The sequence below is a fragment of the Leptospira adleri genome, assembly GCF_002811985.1.
Classification (GTDB): domain Bacteria; phylum Spirochaetota; class Leptospiria; order Leptospirales; family Leptospiraceae; genus Leptospira; species Leptospira adleri.
In genome coordinates this window covers 31,980-54,433 of sequence record NZ_NPDU01000026.1, presented here as the reverse complement: position 1 = coordinate 54,433, position 22,454 = coordinate 31,980, and the positions used below count along the sequence as shown (strand labels likewise).

Genomic DNA, 22,454 nt, shown 5'->3' with positions numbered 1-22,454 from the left:
CGCAGGAGTTCCCACAAATTACGTCGGGGCCGTTTGTGAAGTTTTGAATTGTCCTTTTAAATCTGATTTTGAAGGAGTTCCTACTTTTTAGGTTTTAAGACAAGTCAAGGACGCAAAAGAGCCTATTTTTTAGATCTCTCATTATTTCCGCGGAACCTCTCGCGGCTTTCTTAAAAACGGTCGATGACACTCGGTGAAAAATCGAGTCCGAAATTCTTCCTTATACTTTCGATCGTCTTTCCTTTTTAAAAATCGGAAACGATTTTCCGGATAATTCTTATCCTTTGAACCAATGTTTTTTTCGAAACCAATAGATCATTCCGGGAGGAATGAGGCTTGCACCTAACATGGTAAAGATGAGAAAGAGAGTGCTGTCATACGGAATCGCCGTGAAGTTCATTCCGAAAAATCCAGTAAGAAAGGTAAGAGGCATAAAGATCAAGCTGATCAAAGTAAGTCGCTTAACAACGTCGTTGGTTCGCTGGGAAATCACGGAAAAATACGCGTCCATCGTGTTTCCCAAAAGATCGCGATCCATATCGATGGTTTCATACAGCCGACTCAGATGATCGTAGACGTCCCGAAAGTAAATTTGAATTTTCGGACTTAAAAAATGGCTGTCCCTTCGAATAAGGCTGTTTACGATTTCTCTTTGTGGAGAAAGAACTCTTCGGATCCGAGTTAGATTCCTTTTGAGATAAAGAATTCCCGCGATGGTCTGTTGGCTGTCTTGATTTACCAGGATTTGCGTTTCTGTTTTAACGATTTCCTCGCTCATCTTATCCAAAATCGGGAAATTTGAATCCACGGTCTGATCAAAAAGTAGATAAAGAATCTGATCGGTTCCGCGAGAAAGCGGATTTCCCTGTGACATACAACGTGCCCTGAGCTGTTCTATCAGCGGTTCTTCCTTTTGATGAACCGTGACGACGAACTTCTCGTTGAAGAAGATATGAATCTCGTTGCTTCTTAGAATTTTTTTCTCAGAGTCGTATTGAAAGCGGTGAAGAACGATAAATATGTAAGAGCCGTATTCGTCGAGTTTTGGCCTTTGATTTTTATTGATACAGTCTTCGATTGCGAGGGGATGAAAATTGCATTCTCTCGCGAGAAAGTCGAGATCGCTTCCTTCGGTAGAATCCAGATCGATCCAAACGAGACCCTTCGAACAAAGCCATTCCAATTCCGGCAGGCCGGGCGGTTTTTCACCGACTTCCAGGAGAGCCTCGCAAGGAGCGGCAACCGATTTCTCTAAATTCGTTTCCGGAAAAAATTCCGTAAATAAGATCCGTTTCACGAAAACTGAGGCTAACTAAGAAAGTTTCTCTGGCAAGAATATTCCTTCGTTACGAGTCTTCGCGTTTCCTTGGGAAAGTCGACCGTGGGACGCGATGCGAGTTTTTCGGTGGAACAAAACTAAAAAATTTTTACAATTCATTTTTATAGCGGGATCTAATTGTTCCGACAAACTATTCACCGTAAAATTTTCTTGAAATCGAACCGGAGTTTTCCATTCAAAGCTCCGTTGAAGATCGGAAGAATTTTACCGCTACAGATTTCTGCTTTCAACTTGTTCTTTTTGACGAGGTTTGAATTTTTCTAAAACGAATTCGGAAACGAAGTTAAAAAAAGAATCCTATCATTTCCCAGCGGGACGCTCTCTCTTTTTTCTAAAAAGAAAAAGGCGTCAGAAAAGGAATGAACGGATTCTTTGCGTATTTGTCGGAGTTCCGACAACTTAAAAAGAGAAAAATTTGGTTTGTGAAATTCGCTTTTTTGTGATAAAGCCGAATCTCCCGTCATTTCCCGCGGACCCACCACCTCCACCCAATTTGGGCGGGGGCGCGCGACTTTCACTGTGAATGTCGGAACTACGACCGATCTTCTTCTCATATCGATTCCGGTTAAAAAAGAAGTTATCTTTCATTCCCCTGACGGATGCCCTCTGGCAAGGTTTCTTTTCTTTTTAACGTTTAGGGAAGATCTCCGGGAAGAGGGTGAATTCTATTTTCCAAAAAAACCTTAACAACAAGACGAAATCTCGTTACTCGCGAACACCTTTCGCTCTCTGCGGTTCGCTTCCTATGTATTCTTCAGCGTGTAGACAAGATAGTTTTTGAAGTCGTCGAGGGTGAATTCTTTTTTGTTGGTGAGATAGTTGATCATATAACCGATCGTCGTCGAGGCGAGATTTTTGATTTCGAATTCGCTGTAGTTCGGTTTGATCACTCGGATGGTTTTTTTCGAAGTTTCAAAAAAGATCATATTCACGAGGTGAATGTTTCTTCTTTTGAGTCTGTGGATCTTCGGTTGAAGCATCAAATTCCAGTAAAGACGTAGATAGTCTTCGTTTTCTTTTACGAGAGTTATGAGGCTTTCCGAGACGAGCGCGATCACGTCCTCTCTCGAAGAATTTGCGACGAGTTCGTCCGGAATATAACGCTTTAGGATTTTATCATGTGATTCGATGATCCCTTCCAAGATCGCCTCTTTCGAATCGAAGTATCGATACGCGAGTCCGAGGGACATTCCCGCCTTACCCGCGACCTGCCTCATCGTGGTTCCGTGATAACCCTGTTCCGAAAAAAGTTTCAGCGAGGTTTTTAGGATTAGATCCCTTGTATCCTTCGCCATTCTTATCGAATCGAGTAGAGGACCTTTCTTGCGCCGATTCTTTCCCGGTTGGTTTCCATTCTGTTCTTATAAGAGAATGATTTCTCGGGTTTTAAAACCGACAATAGGTCGTAGAGTTCGATCTCAAAGAACAACATCGCTTCCGCGACTTCTTCCGGATTCTTCTTCATGGATTCCGCGACGTTTACCACAACGTGTCTGGAATTGATCAGATCCGGTCCTATGATTTCGGAGATCTTTCTGAAATTCGATTTTGTGATCGTCCCGCCCACGGAAGTTCTTTTTCCTCTTTCTCTCGAAAGATAGACGATGTTTTTTGTGACTCTCATCACTTCTTCGTCGTCGGGAATCAGACCCATGGAAGCGGAAAGATCCGAACGAGCCGCGGTCACTTGATCCAAGTCTTCGAACGGACGGGAATCCGCGATTTCGATCAGATTCTTATAACCCGTGATCGTCTCTAAGTTGATCGACTTGGAGACTTTTCCGTAATTTACGGGAGTGAGCATACTTTTCAGAGTTTGAATGAAGTTTTTGAGTGCATAAGAAGATTCGATCATCGGTGCGCAGATCCCTTCGATCTCTTCCTTGACGAGCATTCGTATATCCGTCCTCGCCTCGGGTCCTCCGATTTTGACGGTGACCGGAACCAGATCCTTAGCCACCAGATGGAGAATTCGGATTTCGTCCGCGTCCATGTCCTCCGTTTCGGTCCCGCCTTTCAGTCCGCAGATCGGATACTGATCGGTAAGAGAAACGAGGGTTCTTCTGAGTTCGATGAGTTTACGGTCTATCTGCTCTTTCACATTAGAAAGTATCGGCGGTTTTTGAAAAACCGATAGAATTTTTAAGGCAGGATTGACAACTGAAGTGAGATTCTTTTTGCTTTCCCTATGAACCTGGAACCCGAGGTAAAATCAGAAGATTCTTCCCTGAAAGAAGAATCGCCTCTTAGCTCTACTTTATCGTTTATTCTTATCGTGATCCTGGTATTTGCTTTCAAATCCTCGGTTTTAGACGCGAATAATATCCCTTCCGGATCGATGATTCCCACCTTAAAAATCGGGGATTTTCTGTTTGTGAATAAGATGAGATATTCGATTCGAATGCCTTTTACGGAAGCGGAACTCTTTCGGATCGACAATCCGAAACGGGGAGATATCGTAACTTTCGCTCCTCCGCAGAGGGCCCTCAATCTTGGAGACGCCCGCGACGGATTCTTCGCTAAACGTTATGTAAAACGGGTCATCGGACTTCCGGGCGACACGATTCGAATCAGCTCCAAATTTCTCTCCACAAAAAAGGGAAACGTCAATTATTCCGTCATCGAATACAAAGAAAAAGGTTCTGACAGTTTTCAAGGTTACGATCCTGTCGAAGTGGAAGAGGGCGATCTGCTCGGAGATCTCGACAATCTCTACGCTCCATCCCGATCCTTATTTTTGGAAAAGAAACCGGGATTTGAACACTATGTTCTGGAAGGTTACGAAGAAGACCGCAAACGACTCGACGGATACGAATGTAATTTTTCGATCGGTTGTGAAATTCCAGAAAATCAATACATGGTCGTGGGCGACAACCGGGACGATTCTCACGACTCCCGTGCCTGGGGTTTTGTAAAAAGGGAAGATATTCTCGGGAAAGCGCTCGTGATCTATTTTTCCATCAACTGGAAAGATAACGTCTGCGAATACAAAAGCGGAAAAGAACTCGCCGAAAAGGGTCCCGAATTTGCCGAACGCTATCAAGGCGAAGAACTCGTAAAGAATTGTCATCCGACCGAAATCGGTCTCGTAAGAGAAGAAAGCAAAGCCGGTTGGATCGAAAGAACTCTTCGTTATCGGATCTGGAGAATGGAAATTCGCTGGAATCGAATCGGGACCATTCTGCGATAAAACGATGGAAGAGAAGAATTTAGAACCTTCCGATTCCGACAAGGATTTTCAGAAAGATTCCAAAAAGCCGGAGAAAGAAGTTTCTCCTTGGGAGTTTGCCGGTTTGGGAATGGAATTCGGTTTGATCGTTCTGGGTTCGGTTTATCTCGGAAATTTTCTAGATGGAAAGTTTCATTCCTCTCCTTTCGGGCTTTTGGGGGCTTGTCTTCTCGGTTTCTCTTACGGAATCTATTATATCATCTATCGAACCACTCTCAAGAAGTAGGCGTTTTTTTGGTGAACGCCGTTCTATATCAGAAAATTCTTCTTTTCTAAAGTTCTATCTTATAATCCTGCGTTGGTCGGAACACCGGCCTTCTTTTTTGGGAGGATTTTATTCTTCGAAATCGAAAAAATGAAATTCGGTATTTAAAAAAAGAGTAAATTTTTTAGGAAGGTTTGTCATAGGAATACGGCCGACCTATGTTGAAAAATCGATTTCGAACTTCTATCCTTCTTCTTTGTATTTTTTTGGAATGGAACTGTCTTTCTTTTTCGTTGAGAGATCGTCAGGAACGTTGGTCGGAATTGATGAACGGAATCGAATCCGCAAATCCGGAAAACGCAAATTCATGGGAAAAAGAATTCCGTCTTTTTTTGGAATCTTCTTCCGAGGAATCCGCGGAGTTTCGCGAGAAACTTCGGAACTTCATTCTTTTTGAGAGCGCGAGAAGATTTCACGATTCTCTTTCTTTGAAAGAATTTGAACGCGCATCCTGGATCGCGAAAATTTTCAGGGAAACGGTTTCCTTTTTGGGAATCGGAGAGGCAACGGTGGAAGGGGTCAAATCGAAGAACCTCTATTCCGCTCGACAATATTTCGCAGCGGACCTTATCGCTTATACGGGACAAGCGAAGGATTCTCAATTTGTTTCTCTCATTACGCAGATGGTCCCGAATCCGATCAGCGATCCGAGGCTCGCTTTCAATCTCGCTTGTCTTCACGCTCTCAACGGAAATAAACAGGAGATGCTTCAGTATATGAAAATCGCTCTTTTTCTCGGAAGGGAAACCGTCGATTTCGAAAGAGATTCCGATTTCAACGCTTTTCGTTCGGATCCTGATTTTATAAGAATGCTCTGGGAAGGCCCCGCATTGGATCCGTCTTTGATTCCTTCCGAAGAAGAAACGAAATAGAAAGAAGAAGATCGTTCGATCTCATTCGATTTTGAATCGCTCTCGGGTCCGGCGCTTTTTTGTGTGCTCGAAAAAGTAGGAACTCCTACTTTTCCCGGCGAATCAACCGTGAACGGCGGGTTTGTAAGATGACCTTAGAATTCCTTGGTCGGACCAAATGAGGAGCCGACATTCTTAAAAAGTAGGAACTCATACTTTTCAATGATCCGAGATGGAACGGCTTCTGAACGTCGAACCATCCAATTCTTCCTTCCGTCGGTTCTCCGATCCGCCTATCTAAAGAAGCCTGAAACAAAAAAAGAATTCTTTTTAACAAAATCCGGCATTGTCCTTTTCGGAATTCCATAAGGGCTGCGGGTCCTTTGCTTTTACAAAATAAAAACGTTTTCCGAAGACCCATTCTCAAAAGTTTCCAGCATATAAGAATCAAGAAAGAATTTTCGTTTTCAAGGGGATTCTCTTCTTCGAAATAAAATTCTAATATACGAAGTAGGGCCCGGGATCCTTTCTTACAACAAAGTCCTTACCAAAGGAAAGAACAAAGATGAACTGGAAAAAATATCTGATCGGCCTTTTGGTCCTTGCGCTTGTTTTAGTCTTTGTCTTCGAGGTCTATTTTCCGGATCGGAAATTTCTTTCGGGAAGTATTCTCGCGTTATTTTTACTCTTCCCTTTTTATCTCCTCAAGATCTTTGCGATTCTCAAATATCCGAAAAACGGCGTAAATATTCAAATGGGCATAATGGCAGTCTCATTCTTTTGTAACGGAATCGGTCTTTGGATAGGAGTTTCACAGAACGATGGTTCTGATTTTATAATTGGTTTTTTTATTGCCCATTTCAGCCACTTTCTAATAGTTGTATTCGCGAGCTGAATCTTCCGGATCCCGTTGCAATAAAAAGAAAACCGGAAAGTAGCCAATTCTGTGCCGGTGGTTTTCGTTACAACGTTCCACTATTGACTCGAAAAATGAATCTAAACCAGACTTCTTTTATGACAAAAAAGTTAATCTTCTTTGCGTTCTTAGTTGTATTACTTCAATTTCCAATCTTTGCGTCCGAGGAATCTTCTCACGAAACCTTTGATCTGAACGAAGTCATCGTCCATCACTTGATGGATAATCCAGAGTTCCCTTTTAACATCGGCGGCGTTCAGGTGTTCGAAGGACAATCCGGCTTCGATCCGAAAAACGCTTCGATCTTCACCGATCACGAGACCGGAAAACGTTTTCACTTCGTCGGCGGTTTCGATATGCACATCACGAAACGCGTCACGATGATGTGGATCGTGGCTCTTCTTCTTTTTATCGTCTTTATTCCTGCGGCTCGTATCATCGCAAAGAATCCTCTCAAAGTTCAATCCCGTTTCGCAAACATGGTCGAAGTCTTCGTTAACTTTCTCAAAAAAGACATCGTGGACGAGAGCATGCACGGTCATGGGCACGGGTATTATCATTATATCTTAACGTTATTCTTCTTTATTCTTTTTTGCAATCTCATGGGACTCGTTCCTCCCGTGGGAGAGTTGATCGCCGTTGCCGGAGAATCGGCCGGAATCATTCACGCGGATCACCACAACGCGCCGCTCGTTGCGAAGATCTGGAGCGGAATTACCGTGACAGGAGATATTTCCGTTACGATGACGCTCGCGCTTCTTACGATGTTCTTGATCTACAGCGCGGGTTTTATCTACCAAGGACCGAAGTTCATCTGGCATTCGGTTCCGAACGGAGTTCCGCTTCCTCTTTATCTGATCATGTGGCCTCTGGAGTTTATCGTCTCTCCTATGGCGAAAACATTCGCACTTACCGTGCGTCTTTTGGCGAACATGACCGCCGGACACGTTATCATTCTCGCTCTGATGGGTTTTATCTTTCAGTTTCAATCTTGGGGAATCGTTCCCGTTTCGGTGATCGGTTCCGGATTGATTTATGTTTTGGAGATCTTCGTCGCTTTTCTCCAGGCGTATATTTTCGTATTGCTTACATCCCTTTTTGTCGGATTAAGCATGCATAGGCATTGATTGTAGAATATTGCAATAATCACAGGAGGCAATGAGCAATATGGAATTTGGATTAGGATATATTGGTGTAGGAATCGCTGCAGGAGTCGCAATTCTCGGAGCAGCGCTCGGAATCGGAAGAATCGGTGGTTCTGCTACTGAAGGAATTTCAAGACAACCAGAAGCTGGTGGAAAGATTCAAACTGCAATGATCATCGCTGCAGCCTTGATCGAAGGCGCCGCTCTGTTCGCTCTCGTGATCGCTTTTCAAGCTGCGGGAACTCTGAACGAAGGTTTGAAAGCTACTGTTGAATTCCAAACAAAAGCTTCCGCACCTGCTACCGAAGAAAAAGGAAAGTAAAACTTGGTACTCTTAGCTGCTAAGGGATTAAGCCTCCTAGATGTGAACCCGGGTCTGGTAGTCTGGACTCTGGTTACCTTTCTAGTCGTAGTCTTAGTTCTGAAAAAGTTTGCCTGGGATGTGATTCTGAAGGCGCTCGACGAAAGAGCCGAAACCGTTCAGAACGACATCAAAAAGGCCTCAGAACTCCGTTCGGAAGCGGAAGCTCTCCTGAAGGATTACGAAGCTAGGTTGAACTCTGCCAAAGACGAGGCGAACGCGATCGTTGCGGAAGCCAAGTCGGATGCTCTGAAACTGAAGAACAAACTTCTCGAAGAAACAAACTCGGAAGTGAAGGCTCAAAAAGATCAGGCAGTGAAAGAGATCGAACTCGCTAAAGGAAAGGCTTTGGAACAATTGCAATCGCAGATAGTCGAGATGAGTATCTCCGTTGCAAGTAAGGTTCTTGAAAAACAACTCAAAGCCGAAGACTACAAAGCTTTCGTTGAAAAAGAACTAGAACAACTCAAAAAATTGAGCGCATAAACAATGAACGATTCCGGTGTCTCGAAAATATACGCGTCCGCACTTTTGGGAGCAAGCAATGCTCCGGAAGAAGTGGAACAGGAACTCGCGGATTTAGTTCAGCTCCTTTTTCACGAGGATAAGTTCAGGAATTTTTTTCTTTCTCCGACGGTAACTATCGAAGAAAAAGAAACGATTCTTGTAAAAAATCTCCGGGGTAAAGTATCGGAAATAACCCTGAATTTTCTCGGAGTACTTTTAAACAAAGGAAGATTTATCAGTCTTCCGGAGATCCAAAAACAATTCACGGAAGAGCTGGATAAGAAGAAAGGAAGAGTTCGCGCACAAGTAAGAAGTTATCCTTCTTTAGAACCTTCTCAACTTACCAAACTCGGATCCATTCTTACGGAAAGATTCAAATCGGAATTCATTCTGGAAGCTGCAGAAGATAAATCTCTTCTGGGTGGATTTGTCGTAAAATTCAATGACTTAAAAATCGAAAAGTCAATCGCTTCCCAGCTGGGGGAAATCAAGAAAGCCATGCTGGAAAAGAAATTACCGGTTGGAGCCATCTATGAAAATTAAAACAGACGAAATTACGTCCGTTCTCAAACAGGAAATTTTAAATTATAAGAAAGACCTCAGCGTTGAGGAAGTCGGAACGGTTCTCGAGATCGGAGACGGTATCGCTCGGGTTTACGGACTCAAAAACGTGATGTCCGGAGAGATGGTCGAATTCCAAAACGGAATCTTCGGTCAGGCGTTCAACCTCGAAGACAACTCCGTGGGTGTGGTCGTTTACGGAGATTACCTCGCAATCCAAGAAGGATTCACCGTTAAAAGAACGAACCGAATTCTTGAAGTTCCGGTTGGTCCCGAACTTCTCGGTCGCGTAGTAAACCCGTTAGGCGAACCGCTTGACGGAAAAGGTCCTATCAACGCAAAACTCACAAGACCGGTAGAATCTCCCGCTCCCGGAATCGCGATGAGACAACCTGTCGGCGAGCCGATGCAAACCGGTATCAAAGCGATCGATGCGATGATTCCAGTGGGACGCGGTCAAAGAGAGCTCATCATCGGCGACCGTGGAACCGGAAAAACTTCCATCGCACTCGATACGATCATCAACCAAAAAGGAACCGGGGTCGTTTGTGTTTACGTCGCAATCGGTCAGAAGGCTTCCACCGTGGCTTCCACGGTTGAGATGCTCCGTAACAAAGGCGCCCTCGAATATACGATCGTGGTTTCCGCTACCGCTGCGGATCCGGCGCCTCTGCAATACATCGCTCCTTATTCCGGATGTAGTATGGCGGAATACTTTATGTATAACGAAAAGAAAGCGACCCTCGTAGTTTACGACGACCTTTCTAAACAAGCGGTTGCTTATCGCCAAATGTCTCTTCTTCTTCGCCGTCCTCCGGGTCGGGAAGCGTATCCGGGCGACGTATTCTATCTTCACTCTCGTCTTCTCGAAAGAGCGGCGAAACTCGACGACAAATACGGTGCCGGTTCTTTGACCGCGCTTCCGATCATCGAGACTCAGGAAGGTGAGGTTTCTGCATACATTCCGACGAACGTGATTTCGATCACCGACGGACAGATTTATCTTCAGTCCAACTTATTCGCATCCGGTAACCGTCCCGCGGTAGACGTGGGGATTTCCGTTTCCCGAGTAGGATCTGCGGCGCAGATCAAAGCGATGAAACAAGTCGCAGGAAAGATGAAACTCGAACTCGCACAGTTCCGCGACTTGGAAGCGTTTGCTCAGCTCGGAACCGAACTCGATCCCGCTACTCAAGCGCAGCTCGATCGCGGAAACAGAATCGTTCAGATGCTCAAACAGCCTGTGTCTTCTCCATATCCGGTAGAAGAACAAGTTGTGGAAATCTTTGCGGTAACCCGCGGATTTATGGATAAGATTCCAGTCGCGAAAGTTCAGGAATACGGAAAGTATCTCCTAACAACGATTAAAGAAAAATACGCAGAAGTTTTGGACGCGATCCGCAAGGAAAAGAAAATCTCCGACGAAGAAAAACTCGGGGAAGTCTTAAGCGCAATCGCCGAAGAATTTTTAAGAAAGCACTGAGATAGAGGTTCGCTTTGGCAACTCCAAGGGAAATAAAGAAAAGAATCACCTCGGTCAAGAACACGAGAAAGATCACCCGGACGATGGAAATGGTTTCTACGGCCAAATCCAAGAAGATCAGCGACCGGGTGAACGCTTCTCATCCTTTTTCCAATAAGATCAAGGAACTCGTGTCTTCTCTCGCGTCTCTGAGCGGAGTTGTACACAGCCCTTACTTAAGAAGACCGGACAAAATCAAAAACGTAGCCCTTCTCGTGATCACCGCGAATAGAGGTCTTTGCGGAGGATACAATTCCAACGTAAACAGACTCGCGAAAGCAAAGGTCGCGGAATGGAAGAAGGAAGGGGCTAACGTAAGACTTTTTATCGTCGGGAAGAAGGGGATTTCCTTTTTCCGATTTGCCGGCGAGAAGGCGGAAAAGACCTTCACTCATATCGACGACAAGTCCGGATACAAGGAAGCCGAAGAATTCGCGAATCTCTTTTTGGAATTATTCGCTAAGGAAGAAGTGGACGCGGTGGAAATTGCATCGACGGTTTATTATTCTTCCGCTTCTCAAAAACCGGAAGTGACGAGAGTTCTTCCGTTCGAAGTTGCAAAAGAAGGAAACGTGAACGATATGATCGCGTATGAGCCGAGCCCTGCGCTGGTTCTTGAATCTCTTCTTCCTCTTGTTGTAAAAACCGCATTCTTAAAGGCGATTCTCGAAGCGAACTGCTCCGAGCAAATCGCAAGAAGAATTGCGATGAAGTCCGCGACGGACGCGGCTTCTGAAATGATAAAACTGCTCACTCGCGGATACAACCGCGTAAGACAGGCAAAAATCACTCAGGAAATTTCTGAGATTGTTGCCGGAGCCGACTCACTGAACTAATCACATCGTATTGGAGCGACTTGAATGAATAAAGGTAAAATCAAGCAGATCATCGGATCCGTTTTGGACATTGAGTTCGAAGGCGGAGAACTTCCTGAAATTTACAGCGCACTTGAAATCGAGGGAAAGGTTTCCGGAAAAAAGGAAACGATCATCGCGGAAGTGCAGACTCATATCGGCGGAAGAGCGGTGCGTGCGATCGCTCTTTCCTCTACGGACGGTCTGATTCGCGGACAAGAAGTGACCAACACCGGAAAGCCGATCAGCGTTCCCGTCGGAGATGCAACTCTGGGAAGAATCTTCAACGTTCTCGGTAAAACGATCGACGAAGGTCCTGCGATCACAGTCAAAGAAACTCGTCCGATCCACAGACCTGCTCCCGCGTTCGACGAACTCACTTCTAAAACCGAAGTATTCGAAACGGGAATCAAGGTCATCGACCTTCTCGCTCCTTACATCAAAGGTGGAAAGACCGGACTCTTCGGTGGAGCAGGGGTTGGTAAAACGGTTCTCATTCAGGAACTCATCAACAACATCGCAAAACAACACGGTGGATTTTCCGTATTTGCCGGAGTGGGCGAAAGAACCCGCGAAGGAAACGATCTCTGGAGAGAGATGAAAGAATCCGGAGTTATCGACAAAACCGTTCTTTGTTACGGTCAGATGAACGAGCCTCCGGGCGCCCGTCTTCGTGTCGCGTTATCCGCTCTTACAATGGCGGAACACTTCCGTGATTCTATCGGAACCGACGTTCTTCTGTTCGTGGATAACATCTTCCGTTTCTCTCAAGCCGGATCTGAAGTATCGGCTCTTTTGGGAAGAATGCCGTCTGCGGTGGGTTATCAGCCGACTCTTTCCACAGAAATGGGCGCGCTCCAAGAAAGAATTACATCCACTAAAAAAGGATCGATCACTTCCGTTCAGGCGATCTACGTTCCTGCGGACGACTTGACCGACCCGGCTCCAGCGAACGCGTTCGCCCACTTGGATGCGACTACGGTTCTTTCTCGTGCGATTTCCGATAAGGGGATTTATCCTGCGGTTGACCCGCTTGATTCCACTTCTCGCGTGATGAACGCTCAGGTTCTCGGAGAAGAGCACTACACAGTGGCACGGGAAGTTCAAAGAATTCTTCAAAGATACAAGGATCTGCAGGATATCATCGCGATCTTGGGTATGGACGAACTTTCGGAAGACGACAAGGTTCTCGTAGCGAGAGCGAGAAAGATCGAAAAATTCTTATCTCAACCTTTCCACGTAGCGGAAGTATTTACCGGAGCTCCTGGAAAATACGTAAAACTCGCGGATACCGTTCGTTCTTTCAAAGAGGTTATCTCCGGAAACTACGATCACCTTCCAGAGCAAGCGTTCTACATGGTCGGATCTATAGACGACGCGATCGAAAAAGCGAAAGGATACAAAGGATAATCGGAAATGTCCGCGAATAAACTGAACGTATCCGTAATCTCTCCCGAAAAGATCCTCTATAAGGGAGAGGTGGATTCTCTGGTAGTTCCGGGTAGCGAAGGATTTTTCGGAATCCTTCCGAACCACGCGCCTCTGGTCGCCGTTCTCGGGATCGGGGTTCTCGAAATCCGCAAAGGCGAGAAAACAAAAGTTCTTTCCGTGGAAGGCGGGTTTATCGAAGTGAAGGAGAATTCCATCAGCATTCTTACCGATCACGGCGCGCTGAAGGAAGACATCGATCTCCAAGCAGAACAAAAAAATCTCTCCGAAGTTGAAAAACTTCCCCCTTCCGATTCTAAAAATCTTCTCCTCCAAAAAGCAAAAACCCGAATTTTAGTCGCATCGCGCTAACTTTTAGGGGTCCTCCGATCCGAAAATAGTAGCAGAGATTCCCTTTTCTCCGAATACAATGGAGAATGGGGATCGGAAGCCTTATGAAAACAACGATCACCATCATCGGCTTATTGGTGTTATTTGTAAGCATAGGTTCTCTTTTGAGAAAAAACCAGGATCGGGTTCGTAGTATTTTCGAACCGGAAAACATTTCTGCGGCGATCCGCGGAAACGTACGAAATCCAGGAGTCTATCGTCTCAAACAGGGAGATACCTTAGAAGACTTATTAAAGGTCGCGGGCGGCTATAAAAAACCTTCTCCGACCGAGCTCGACTTGAACCGTGAAATCCTGGACGGTCAGGTCATTGAATTGAAAGAATGAAGTTATTAGGAAGATGGCGGAAGACTACGACATGATAAAGGACGATAACGCTCCCGGTGGAGGAGACCAGGATTCCGGTATGGACGAATTGCAGTTCGATGATATCGATTCTATGCTCGCTTCCGGTGAACCGGATTCCGCTTCTTCAGGCGGACTGGACGACCTATCGATTGAAGCCGATCCATTAGAAAGCCTCGTCGCAAGTTCGGGGGAAGAATATCCGACCAGCTTTGAAAACGATTTCTCCTTTCATCCGGAAGAAAGTTCTTCGAATGAAGAATCCATCGGAGACGATTCTCTGGATCTGGAACTCACCGATCCGCTCATCGACGCAGAAATAGATAAATTATTAGATATCAGCGAAATATCAAAACCGGGCAAATCCAATCTTTCCAATTTAGAATCCGACGATTCCTTTTTTGTTCCCGCGGACGAGAACGAAGTTTCCGATCAGGACTTTTCGGAACTCGACAGTTATCTAACGGAAGAACCCGACGCGATCAGCTTCGGAGAAGAATTGGACGATCTCGACGATTTCGGTTTAACGGATTTGGACGACGAAGGTCCCATCTCTCTTCACGAAGACGATCTGCAAGGAGTCAAACCTGACTTCTCATTACAAGACTTTCACTTGGAAGACGAACAACAGGAAGGAGGAGCCGATCACGGGGATCTTTCCTTTGACGAAGACGACTTTTTAAACGAGGAAGAAGGCCCGATCTCCCTGTCCGAGGACGAACTCGGAGCGATCGGAGCGACTGAAACTCCTCTCGCCGATTTTTCGCATCCGGACGCGGGAGAGGAAGAATCGATCGCACTTTCGGATTCGGAGTTGGACGGAATCTTAGACACCGAGGATAAGACCGACTGGGGTTCCCCGTCCTTTGATACGTTAGACGATATTGACGAAGACGGTCCGATCTCCTTGAGCGGAAACGAGTTGGACGATATTCTCAGCTCGCCGAACGAACGAACCGCTCAACCCGCGGCGCGAGCAGACGAGGAAGACGAACTTCCGGACTTTATAACCCATCACGACGAACTAGAGACGGAAGACGAAGGACCGATCTCGTTGTCCGAAGACGAATTGGGAAATCTCCTGGCGGACAATGGCGGAGAGGATTTTAGCGAACCGGAGGATTCTTTTCCGGACTTGGATATAACCGAAGAAGGCTCGTCTTCTGCGGGTCCGGATTTTACGTCAGACGCCGAGGACGAGGAACCGATTTCTCTTTCTCTGGACGAACTCGACAACATTCAATCCGATGTTTCCACGTTAGACGAAAGCGAAACTCTTTCTCTCGAAGACGGAAGTTTCGATCTTCCTCCAGAAGAATCCGTTTTGGAAACCGAAGACAACGAACCCATCGCGCTTTCGGAAGAGGAACTCGGAAATCTTCTCTCCGACGATTCCGGATCGGAAGAATTGGAAAGCGGAGACGGATTTTCAGATCTGTTACACGACGATTCTCTTCCGGAAGATACCGGTTCGATGTTCGGAGGTGAAGATTCTTTCACTCTTCCCGTCGAACAAGATTTAGGCGGACCAGACGAATTCGGATTGGAAGAAGAAGCCCTTCCGGATCATACGGACTTCGCCTTCGAACCGGACGATTCGACGACCGAACTCGATGAAACCGGAGAGAATGAACCGATCGCGCTTTCCGAAGAGGAACTTGGAAATCTGCTCTCCAGCGATATGGAGGAAGAAAAGGCGGATTCTTTATTCGACGAGACGACTTCCGATGAGGACGATCTCATTTCTTTACCGATCAGCGAACTGGACGAGTTAGGCGAAATATCCGAAACCGCGAACGTCGAAGAAGACGCATTCGCCCTCGACGACTTTGAACTTCCTACGAACGATCTCGACTCTTTGGAATCGACGGATTCTCCTTCCCTCGAAGACGACGAAGGTCCGATCGCACTTTCCGACGACGAACTTGGAAATCTTTTATCGACTGAAACCTCCGAACCGGAAGATTCTTCCTTTAATTTTGAACCGGGTGAAGAATCCGCTTTGGACGCAGGCGACGACGAAGGTCCGATCGCACTTTCCGACGACGAACTTGGAAATCTTTTATCGACTGAAACTTCCGAACCGGAAGATTCTTCCTTTAATTTTGAACCGAGCGAAGAATCCGCTTTGGAAGCAGGCGACGACGAAGGTCCGATCGCACTTTCGGACGACGAACTTGGAAATCTTTTATCGACTGAAACTTCCGAACCGGAAGATTCTTCCTTTAATTTTGAACCGAGCGAATCTTCGATCTTGGATGCGGAAGACGCGGACGAACCGATCGCACTTTCTACGGACGAACTCGATCATCTTCTTACCGACGACGCAGAAGCGAGCGCTGAAGAAGAATTTCCCGGAGCGGATTCCGAGATCGATTGGGACGCTCCTCTTTCCGAGTCGACCGAAGTTCCTCTCGAAGACGAAGAGCCGATCGCGCTCTCCACGGACGAACTCGATCACATTCTCACCGGCGACGGAGCGGAAACTTCTCCGGAAGAAGACGAAGGACCGATCGCATTGTCCGAAGACGAACTCGGCAATTTGCTTTCCGACGTAGAAACTCCAGCGGAAGAAGGCGAAGACTTAAATGAAATTTTGGGAGAACTTCCGGCATCCTCGGATCTGGATGCGTTCGGTTCTTTGGACGAAGACGTTGCGCTCGCGCAACCGGATTCTTCTTCTCCGATTGTTCCCACCGCGGAAACGGTTCCTGACGACGGAATGATTATCGTCTTGGACGAATATGCGGAAGACGAAGAACTTTCTCCGATGGAGGAACTGCGTAAAACTCCGGATCAGGCGGTCGCACAACCTTCAGCCGGAGAAGGCGGAGAAATCACTCCTTCCAAAGAAGAGATGAAGCGTATCATGACGTATCTGGACGAACTCCTCGGAAATCTTCCGGACGATCTCATTCGGGAATTCTCGCAGTCGGATTATTTCGAACTTTATAAAAAACTAATGAAACAAATTGGTGTTTGACCAATGGGTTTGTTGGAGAGGGTCAGCAAGTTAGTCAAATCCGATTCTGCGGGCGGGGCTTCTTCCGCTTCCAAGGAAGAAAAAAAATCCTTACTCAAAAAATCGGAAGCCTTCAAAGGGAAGAAAAGTTTTTTTCAACGGGCCCTCGGGATGCGTAACGAGCTTGCGCAGAATGAACCTTCTTCGGAGCCGATTCTCGATAAACACACGACTCCGGAACTCGCGGAACACGATCACAACTTCGAAGAGGATTCTTCTTTTGAAGAGGACTTTTCCCTTCCGGAACTCGACGGAGATTCCCCGACTTTCGACGCGGATGACTTGCAGGCCGAGTTTCCAGATTCTTCCTTTTCATCCGATGAAAATCACTTCGACGACGGAGAGTTACTCGAACTTCCGGACGACCTTGTGGCACCGGAGGGAATCGCCAAAGAAGAGTTAGACGAGGATCCTTTTACTTCCCCCGAACTTCCGGAAAAAGAATCGGAAGAGGACTTTTCTCTGGACGAACTTTTCGGGGAAGAATCCAAAGAAGAATCGCAGAAGGATACGGAAACTTCCGTTTCCGACGCGACCAAAGAATCGGAAGAAGACGAACTGCCTGCCGCAATCGAAGAGGATCCTTTCAGCGATTGGGTGAAAGAAGCGGAACAGGAAGCGACGCGCGGTTCTTCCAAAGTGGATTCAAAATCCGTTTCGGCTGAAAAAGGCGATTTTCTTTTCGACGACGATTCTAACTTTACTACTTCTCCAATCGATCTTCAAATCGCTTCTCGGAAAAAATTAGAGAACTATATGTCGGTTTTTGAGATCAGCAAGGAGATCGGAGTCTCTACGGATTTCGCGAACTTTTTCGAAAATCTTCTCTTTTCGATCATGGGACAGATCGGAGCCGAATCGATCGGTATCTTTTCCTCCAAAAATGGAGACAAAGAATTCTTCCGTTTGGAGGAATATCAGGGCGAAGGTTTCAATCAGGAATGGACGATTTCTTCCGAGGAAGAGATCTATCACGCGGTGCATAACGCAGGTTCCGTGTTGTATGCGAAAGAACTTTTGAAACCGGCTTTGCCTGCGAAAGAACAGGAAATCTTAAAACAATCCGACGCGGAACTACTCGTCGCCATCCGATACATGGATGATTTTTTCGGAATCATCGTTCTCGGCAAGACGATCAGCGGAGAGGATTATACGATCGAGGATCTGGAGTTCTTAAAGATCATCGGCGAAATCGCCGGTTCCGTCTATCGTAGAATTTTCGACACGGAACAACTTCATCAGGAAAATCAAAACCTGAAAGAAGTGATCCGAGCCAACGAGCTGATCATTTCTCTCGCTAGGGATTTCGGCGCGATCCGTACCCTCGACGAAGCCTATGACAAATTGATTTCCTCCTTTAAGGATGAATTGAAGGTTCGAAGAGCTACCTTTATGATTTTGGACGGTCATACAAAGAACGAATTCCGCGTCTTCGCATCCAATCTTCTGACTCCGGAACACGTAGGATCTTTTACTCTTCCTCTGGAAAGTTCCATCGTAGGAATCGTTTCCAATATTCCCGGCGTTTTTAGAATCGAAAATTTTAGAAAACATCCCGAGCTCATGCAGAAACTTTCGAACGACGAACTCGGGCTGATGTCGGATTTTATCGTGATTCCTTTTATCAATCTTCATTGGTTGGTGGGAATGTTGATCATTCACGAGACAGACGTTCCTTGGACGGACAGCGATCGTGAAACCGCGGTTGGAATTTCAGAGGTGCTTGCTCCGGTCTTTTCCAGTCTTCTTTTGATACAGGAAAGGGATTCGGTATTCAAGGATCCGTTCAGTCCCGTCGAAGAAAAGGTCGAAGATATGATCTTAAAGGCCGCGAGACTTGGAAGTTCGTTTAGTCTGACTATATTCAAAGTTCAGAATATATCACGGATGGTGAAACTAAAGGGCTCCGGTTTTTTTGCGGCTTATAGCGAGGAACTTCGCAAGGCGATCCAGGAAAATCTTTCCGAATCCGATTTTCATTATAGGATCGGGCAGGGGAAATACGCGGTCATCCTGGACGGAAAGGATCGAGAGGAAACTCAGATTCTAATCCGAAAAATCAAAAATAAGCTGAACGATACGGATCGAAAGTCGAAGGACTTTCAGACTTCCGTGATTCAACACACTCTTTGTTATCCGGCGGATACGAAAGAAAAGGAAAGAATTCTCGAATTGCTCGAAGAATCTTGATGAGAGAGAATGTTATTCAATTCTCTGAATTTCCTCGTATTCTTTGTCTGTTTTCTTCTTCTTTACTTTCGTTTCGGTAAACTAGGACAAAATCGACTTCTGTTTTTCGGAGGTCTTTTCTTTTACGGTTTTTGGAAACCCGAGATGGTTTTTCTTCTTTTGTTCTGCATCGCATTCAACTTTGCGGGCGGTATTTATCTCGGAAAGGAAAAAGGTTCTAAGCAAAAAAGAATTTTTATCTCTCTCATTTCTCTCAATCTCGGGATCTTAATATTTTTTAAATACATTCTTTTTCTTTTGGGCATCTGGAACGATACGTTAGGCGTGCTTTTTCCTAGAACAGGAGTTGTTCTTCCTGAAATTTTACTTCCCGTTGGAATTTCTTTTTATACGTTCCACAATATCAGTTATCTATCAGATATCCGCTCCGGGAAAATTCTTCCCTGTGTCGACTTTATAAGATTCGGAGTTTACGATTTATTTTTCCCGTTGTTGCTCGCAGGTCCCATCGAAAGACCGGATTCTCTTTTGCCTCAAATTGAAAACGAAAGAACCGTCACGCAAAACGGTTTTTTTTCCGGAATCATTTTATTCCTCTGGGGAATTTTTAAAAAAGTTTTCATAGGGGATCACCTCCTTCTTTTTACGGGTAAAGCGATGGAACCGGGAATGGAACTTGCTCCGGGAATGATTTTTTGGCTCGCGTTTTGTTTTGCGTTTCAAGTCTACGCGGACTTCAGCGGATATACGGACGCAGCTCGGGGATTGGCTAAGATGTTAGGGTTTCGACTAACGTTGAATTTTAATTTCCCGTTTATTTCCTCCAACCCTTCCGAGTTTTGGAGACGCTGGCATATTTCACTCTCCACTTGGCTCCGAGATTATCTCTACATCCCTCTGGGCGGAAATCGGGTTTCGGTGCTAAGACAGAACGTTAATCTGATGATCGTATGGGTTTTGGGAGGTTTGTGGCACGGAGCCACTTACGGATATCTCGTTTGGGGCTGCTACTGCGGCCTACAGGTCGTCGGCTATAATCTTTTTCAGAAATACGTCCTTAGATTCTTTTCTTTGAATATTCCATTTTTAGAATGGGCTTTAAAGTTGTTCGGAGTATTGTCTACTTTTTGGATGTTTGCGCTCGGATTACTTTTGTTTCAAGTCCATTCTCCCGAAGAACTCTGGACGCTCGTGCTGAACGGTATGGACGGAATTTTTTGGAATTCGATATTCGCCGGAAAACTTCTGTTCCTTTTATTTCCGCTTTTGATCGTAGAACCCTGGATGATCCTTTCCGGAGGAACCGATTCTTTTTTGGATCGGATCGTAACAAGGCCGTTTCGTTGGATTCCTCTTTGTTTCGGGATCGTCGTATTGTTCTGTCTTTTCGGGGTCTATGAAAAGAAAGAATTTTTTTACTTTCAGTTTTAGAATGAGAACAAAATGAAAAAATTTTGGAAGAAAAAATTCCCCGGCCAAGCCGTAAAACAGATGTTAGTCGGTCTTGCGTTTTTGATCTTTGTTTCTCTTTTGCAGATCGTTTTTTTTCCTTTTTTCATAAACTTTCAGGAAAAGAATTCTTTTCTATACGATCGGCTTTCCCGTTTGGATCGAAATCTTTATTCGGAAGCGGGCCGTTCGGAATCGAAAGCTCCGATCGTATTTTTGGGAGATAGTCAGATTCTTTCCGGAATCCATCCGAAGGAGCTTTCAGAAATGCTGGCTCGATCCGTCTGGTTTTTACCGCGGCCTTCCGAACAACCCGAGGGAATGTTTCTTAGATACAAAGAATACGAAAGGGTCGTCGGTTTCAAACCCGCGCTCGTGATCGTTAACTTTTCCGTCTTTTCCCTTTCGGATATGGACGTTGCGAGCGCTCATCGAAGCCTCGTTTTGAATTACGATTCCTTTCATCCAGAGATATTTCTGGAGCCAACGCTAAGGAGTTTTTACCTGAAAAATCTTTCCTCGGGTTTGTTCTATCTTTTGGGAAGAATTTTTCCGTTTCTTCGTCTGAACGCCTCCATGTCGACCGTAATTAAGATCGTAGGCGAGGGGGATGAATTCAGCTATTCCGAAAAAAAAATGGAATCTCTGATCTCCGGAAATCCAATCTTGAAATGGGAGACGAACAGGAAACGAAATCAATTTATAGATTTTGAATATTCTAAAAATAATGGATACATGGATTGGGCGCGTGATACGACTTACGACGGGATTTGTGTTCCGAATTCTCATCCTCAGGCTTTGCCTCAAAACGCCGAGCTCGCTTTGCAAAAGACCAGAACTTCCTCGTTGAAGGCTTGGAGGGAATTGTTTCGTTATTTTAAGTCTCGCGGCGTGAAAGTTCTCGCGGTTTCTCTTCCGTTTCGTCCGGATTTCGATTTTCGTTTGTCCGCGTTGCCGCAATTGTCTCAGATGGAATCGATTCTTATAGATGAGGAAATTCCTTATTGGAAATTAGGTAGTCGTCTTTTTCAAGAGAACGATTTCGGCGATTATACCCATTTGAATACTTGCGGGATGAAAAAACTCGTTCCGGTTTTGAATCGGGAAATTTTGAATTCAATTTCAGAATCGCCTTCGAAGTAAGAAATTACCGCGCTACGGATGTGAAGCGCGCGCGAGCGGTCTCCTCGAATCGAGGAGACCGAAGGCGATAGCCGAAGCGCGGAACAAGCCGGGCCTGCGATTGATACCGAAGTCTTATTTTTTCGGAGGATGGAGCAGGAGCGCCCGAGCTCTTCGCTTAACAACGAGCCTCTTTTTTCTTCGCTCCCTGTTTTCCCATCTTTTTCATTTTTAAAATGTACTCTTGCGAATCGGGAACCTTACACGCGGTATTTCCCATCATTACCGTTACCTTGCCGATTCTTTTTGAAACCTGCAGAGCCTCTTCCGTAAGTTTTGGATAGAAGCCGCCGACCGCGATTACAAAACCGTTCATACAATACCTCACTCTGTTTTGGGATTGATGGATTTCGGACTCCACACGGTTCAACAGATTTTGAATTTCTTTAGGATCGATTTGTTCGTTCGGTGTGATCGAAAGCAAGCTGGTGAACGTGCTCCATCCGGAAGAGGCGATGTTTTCTTTGGGAGAATCGATCCATTCTCTTGCGAGCTCCCAACCGTATTTGCTTTCCGCGGCGATCCAGGCGACCGTACATTCGCTGATCATCGGAGACGAGGAATTTTTTACCCAGGATTGAAGATCTTTTTTTTGTATCTCTTTTTCGTCGGCGATCAATCCGGCGAGATACATCGCGTCCGCGTTTCCCGTTTTATAAAGTTCTAATGAAAGAGAATTGTTCTTTTTGATTTTTTTCTGAATCTTTTTTAAATCTCCAACCTTGACTCCGAAAAGAGGTTCTTTGGCTCCGTGATTGATAAATATTTTTTTGACTCCATCGGAACCCATTGATTCCAGTTGTTTCATGATTTCTATTGTGTTCACGGGGATGAGACCTCTTTGTCCTTTGTGGTTGCGTTACAAAATGAGAATTGCG

21 protein-coding genes and 1 pseudogene are annotated in these 22,454 nt (G+C 45.5%); 18 read left to right on the top strand and 4 right to left on the bottom strand.

The window, feature by feature from the left end:
* Window positions 1–277: 277 nt before the first annotated feature.
* The 3 genes from corA to CH376_RS11740 all read right to left on the bottom strand — a co-directional run bounded on the left by corA (window position 278) and on the right by CH376_RS11740 (window position 3,440).
* The gene (gene corA, locus CH376_RS11755) at window positions 278–1,297 is read right to left on the bottom strand and encodes a magnesium/cobalt transporter CorA (protein WP_100786268.1); all 1,020 of its coding nucleotides are present in this window, start codon (window positions 1,295–1,297) and stop codon (window positions 278–280) included.
* 785 nt (window positions 1,298–2,082) lie between these two features.
* Window positions 2,083–2,634: a TetR/AcrR family transcriptional regulator gene (locus CH376_RS11745; protein WP_100786266.1), complete on the bottom strand. Its 552-nt coding sequence runs from the start codon at window positions 2,632–2,634 to the stop codon at window positions 2,083–2,085.
* A 2-nt stretch (window positions 2,635–2,636) separates the two neighbouring features.
* Window positions 2,637–3,440, bottom strand: coding sequence for an HpcH/HpaI aldolase family protein (locus tag CH376_RS11740; RefSeq protein WP_100786265.1), 804 nt, complete (start codon window positions 3,438–3,440; stop codon window positions 2,637–2,639).
* An 87-nt stretch (window positions 3,441–3,527) separates the two neighbouring features.
* Here CH376_RS11740 and lepB point away from each other — a divergent pair, with 87 nt between their 5' ends.
* The 18 genes and pseudogenes from lepB (at window position 3,528) to CH376_RS11650 (ending at window position 21,537) form a co-directional block, all read left to right on the top strand.
* Complete coding sequence (lepB, locus tag CH376_RS11735; protein WP_100786264.1) at window positions 3,528–4,529, top strand: signal peptidase I; 1,002 nt, start codon at window positions 3,528–3,530, stop codon at window positions 4,527–4,529.
* Window positions 4,530–4,533: 4 nt separating this feature from the next.
* Window positions 4,534–4,794, top strand: a complete 261-nt coding sequence (locus CH376_RS11730) for an AtpZ/AtpI family protein (protein ID WP_100786263.1) — start codon at window positions 4,534–4,536, stop codon at window positions 4,792–4,794.
* 197 nt (window positions 4,795–4,991) lie between these two features.
* Window positions 4,992–5,705, top strand: a complete 714-nt coding sequence (locus CH376_RS11725) for a TPR end-of-group domain-containing protein (RefSeq protein WP_243394753.1) — start codon at window positions 4,992–4,994, stop codon at window positions 5,703–5,705.
* Window positions 5,706–6,249: 544 nt separating this feature from the next.
* Window positions 6,250–6,579 carry a hypothetical protein gene (locus tag CH376_RS11715; RefSeq protein WP_100786261.1) on the top strand — a complete coding sequence of 110 codons (330 nt, stop codon included), beginning with the start codon at window positions 6,250–6,252 and terminating at the stop codon, window positions 6,577–6,579.
* A 95-nt stretch (window positions 6,580–6,674) separates the two neighbouring features.
* Window positions 6,675–7,727: a F0F1 ATP synthase subunit A gene (gene atpB, locus CH376_RS11710; protein WP_100786260.1), complete on the top strand. Its 1,053-nt coding sequence runs from the start codon at window positions 6,675–6,677 to the stop codon at window positions 7,725–7,727.
* Window positions 7,728–7,767: 40 nt separating this feature from the next.
* Entirely contained in the window at window positions 7,768–8,067 is a 300-nt protein-coding gene (locus tag CH376_RS11705; RefSeq protein WP_069608010.1) for an ATP synthase F0 subunit C, read from the top strand.
* 3 nt (window positions 8,068–8,070) lie between these two features.
* Complete coding sequence (locus CH376_RS11700) at window positions 8,071–8,592, top strand: F0F1 ATP synthase subunit B (RefSeq protein ID WP_100786259.1); 522 nt, start codon at window positions 8,071–8,073, stop codon at window positions 8,590–8,592.
* 3 nt (window positions 8,593–8,595) lie between these two features.
* On the top strand, window positions 8,596–9,156 hold the full coding sequence (atpH, locus tag CH376_RS11695; RefSeq protein WP_100786258.1) for an ATP synthase F1 subunit delta: 561 nt from the start codon (window positions 8,596–8,598) through the stop codon (window positions 9,154–9,156).
* Window positions 9,146–10,657, top strand: a complete 1,512-nt coding sequence (gene atpA, locus CH376_RS11690) for a F0F1 ATP synthase subunit alpha (RefSeq protein WP_100786257.1) — start codon at window positions 9,146–9,148, stop codon at window positions 10,655–10,657. Before atpH ends, atpA begins: the two co-directional genes overlap by 11 nt.
* 14 nt (window positions 10,658–10,671) lie before the next feature.
* Entirely contained in the window at window positions 10,672–11,532 is an 861-nt protein-coding gene (gene atpG / locus CH376_RS11685; RefSeq protein ID WP_100786256.1) for an ATP synthase F1 subunit gamma, read from the top strand.
* Between the two features lie 24 nt (window positions 11,533–11,556).
* The gene (gene atpD, locus CH376_RS11680; RefSeq protein WP_100786255.1) at window positions 11,557–12,960 is read left to right on the top strand and encodes a F0F1 ATP synthase subunit beta; all 1,404 of its coding nucleotides are present in this window, start codon (window positions 11,557–11,559) and stop codon (window positions 12,958–12,960) included.
* A 6-nt stretch (window positions 12,961–12,966) separates the two neighbouring features.
* A complete protein-coding gene (gene atpC, locus CH376_RS11675) occupies window positions 12,967–13,350 on the top strand; it encodes an ATP synthase F1 subunit epsilon (protein WP_100786254.1) in 384 nt (127 codons plus the stop codon).
* A gap of 83 nt (window positions 13,351–13,433) precedes the next feature.
* Window positions 13,434–13,715: an SLBB domain-containing protein gene (locus CH376_RS11670; protein WP_100786325.1), complete on the top strand. Its 282-nt coding sequence runs from the start codon at window positions 13,434–13,436 to the stop codon at window positions 13,713–13,715.
* A 13-nt stretch (window positions 13,716–13,728) separates the two neighbouring features.
* Complete coding sequence (locus CH376_RS11665; protein ID WP_207769138.1) at window positions 13,729–16,716, top strand: midas domain-containing protein; 2,988 nt, start codon at window positions 13,729–13,731, stop codon at window positions 16,714–16,716.
* Window positions 16,717–16,719: 3 nt separating this feature from the next.
* Window positions 16,720–16,879: pseudogene (locus CH376_RS24860) on the top strand (GAF domain-containing protein); the annotation flags it as partial.
* Window positions 16,867–18,945, top strand: a complete 2,079-nt coding sequence (locus CH376_RS11660) for a GAF domain-containing protein (RefSeq protein ID WP_420843547.1) — start codon at window positions 16,867–16,869, stop codon at window positions 18,943–18,945. The pseudogene CH376_RS24860 and the gene CH376_RS11660, both read left to right, overlap by 13 nt.
* A 9-nt stretch (window positions 18,946–18,954) precedes the next feature.
* The gene (locus CH376_RS11655; RefSeq protein WP_100786251.1) at window positions 18,955–20,376 is read left to right on the top strand and encodes an MBOAT family O-acyltransferase; all 1,422 of its coding nucleotides are present in this window, start codon (window positions 18,955–18,957) and stop codon (window positions 20,374–20,376) included.
* 60 nt (window positions 20,377–20,436) lie between these two features.
* Window positions 20,437–21,537 carry a hypothetical protein gene (locus CH376_RS11650; protein ID WP_100786324.1) on the top strand — a complete coding sequence of 367 codons (1,101 nt, stop codon included), beginning with the start codon at window positions 20,437–20,439 and terminating at the stop codon, window positions 21,535–21,537.
* A 157-nt stretch (window positions 21,538–21,694) separates the two neighbouring features.
* Here CH376_RS11650 and CH376_RS11645 read toward each other — a convergent pair whose 3' ends face one another.
* A complete protein-coding gene (locus CH376_RS11645; RefSeq protein ID WP_207767191.1) occupies window positions 21,695–22,384 on the bottom strand; it encodes a DNA alkylation repair protein in 690 nt (229 codons plus the stop codon).
* Window positions 22,385–22,454 lie beyond the last annotated feature (70 nt).

What these genes read in the sequence shown, in the direction of transcription:
- atpH (WP_100786258.1), top strand. Translation starts at nt 8,596, where the DNA reads ATGAACGATTCCGGTGTCTCGAAAATATACGCGTCCGCACTTTTGGGA.
- atpA (WP_100786257.1), top strand. Translation starts at nt 9,146, where the DNA reads ATGAAAATTAAAACAGACGAAATTACGTCCGTTCTCAAACAGGAAATT.
- atpB (WP_100786260.1), top strand. Translation starts at nt 6,675, where the DNA reads ATGAATCTAAACCAGACTTCTTTTATGACAAAAAAGTTAATCTTCTTT.
- CH376_RS11725 (WP_243394753.1), top strand. Translation starts at nt 4,992, where the DNA reads ATGTTGAAAAATCGATTTCGAACTTCTATCCTTCTTCTTTGTATTTTT.
- lepB (WP_100786264.1), top strand. Translation starts at nt 3,528, where the DNA reads ATGAACCTGGAACCCGAGGTAAAATCAGAAGATTCTTCCCTGAAAGAA.
- CH376_RS11645 (WP_207767191.1), bottom strand. Translation starts at nt 22,384, where the DNA reads ATGAAACAACTGGAATCAATGGGTTCCGATGGAGTCAAAAAAATATTT.
- CH376_RS11745 (WP_100786266.1), bottom strand. Translation starts at nt 2,634, where the DNA reads ATGGCGAAGGATACAAGGGATCTAATCCTAAAAACCTCGCTGAAACTT.
- CH376_RS11670 (WP_100786325.1), top strand. Translation starts at nt 13,434, where the DNA reads ATGAAAACAACGATCACCATCATCGGCTTATTGGTGTTATTTGTAAGC.
- CH376_RS11650 (WP_100786324.1), top strand. Translation starts at nt 20,437, where the DNA reads ATGTTAGTCGGTCTTGCGTTTTTGATCTTTGTTTCTCTTTTGCAGATC.
- CH376_RS11705 (WP_069608010.1), top strand. Translation starts at nt 7,768, where the DNA reads ATGGAATTTGGATTAGGATATATTGGTGTAGGAATCGCTGCAGGAGTC.
- CH376_RS11665 (WP_207769138.1), top strand. Translation starts at nt 13,729, where the DNA reads ATGGCGGAAGACTACGACATGATAAAGGACGATAACGCTCCCGGTGGA.
- CH376_RS11730 (WP_100786263.1), top strand. Translation starts at nt 4,534, where the DNA reads ATGGAAGAGAAGAATTTAGAACCTTCCGATTCCGACAAGGATTTTCAG.
- CH376_RS11655 (WP_100786251.1), top strand. Translation starts at nt 18,955, where the DNA reads ATGTTATTCAATTCTCTGAATTTCCTCGTATTCTTTGTCTGTTTTCTT.
- atpD (WP_100786255.1), top strand. Translation starts at nt 11,557, where the DNA reads ATGAATAAAGGTAAAATCAAGCAGATCATCGGATCCGTTTTGGACATT.
- CH376_RS11715 (WP_100786261.1), top strand. Translation starts at nt 6,250, where the DNA reads ATGAACTGGAAAAAATATCTGATCGGCCTTTTGGTCCTTGCGCTTGTT.
- CH376_RS11660 (WP_420843547.1), top strand. Translation starts at nt 16,867, where the DNA reads ATGCGTAACGAGCTTGCGCAGAATGAACCTTCTTCGGAGCCGATTCTC.
- atpC (WP_100786254.1), top strand. Translation starts at nt 12,967, where the DNA reads ATGTCCGCGAATAAACTGAACGTATCCGTAATCTCTCCCGAAAAGATC.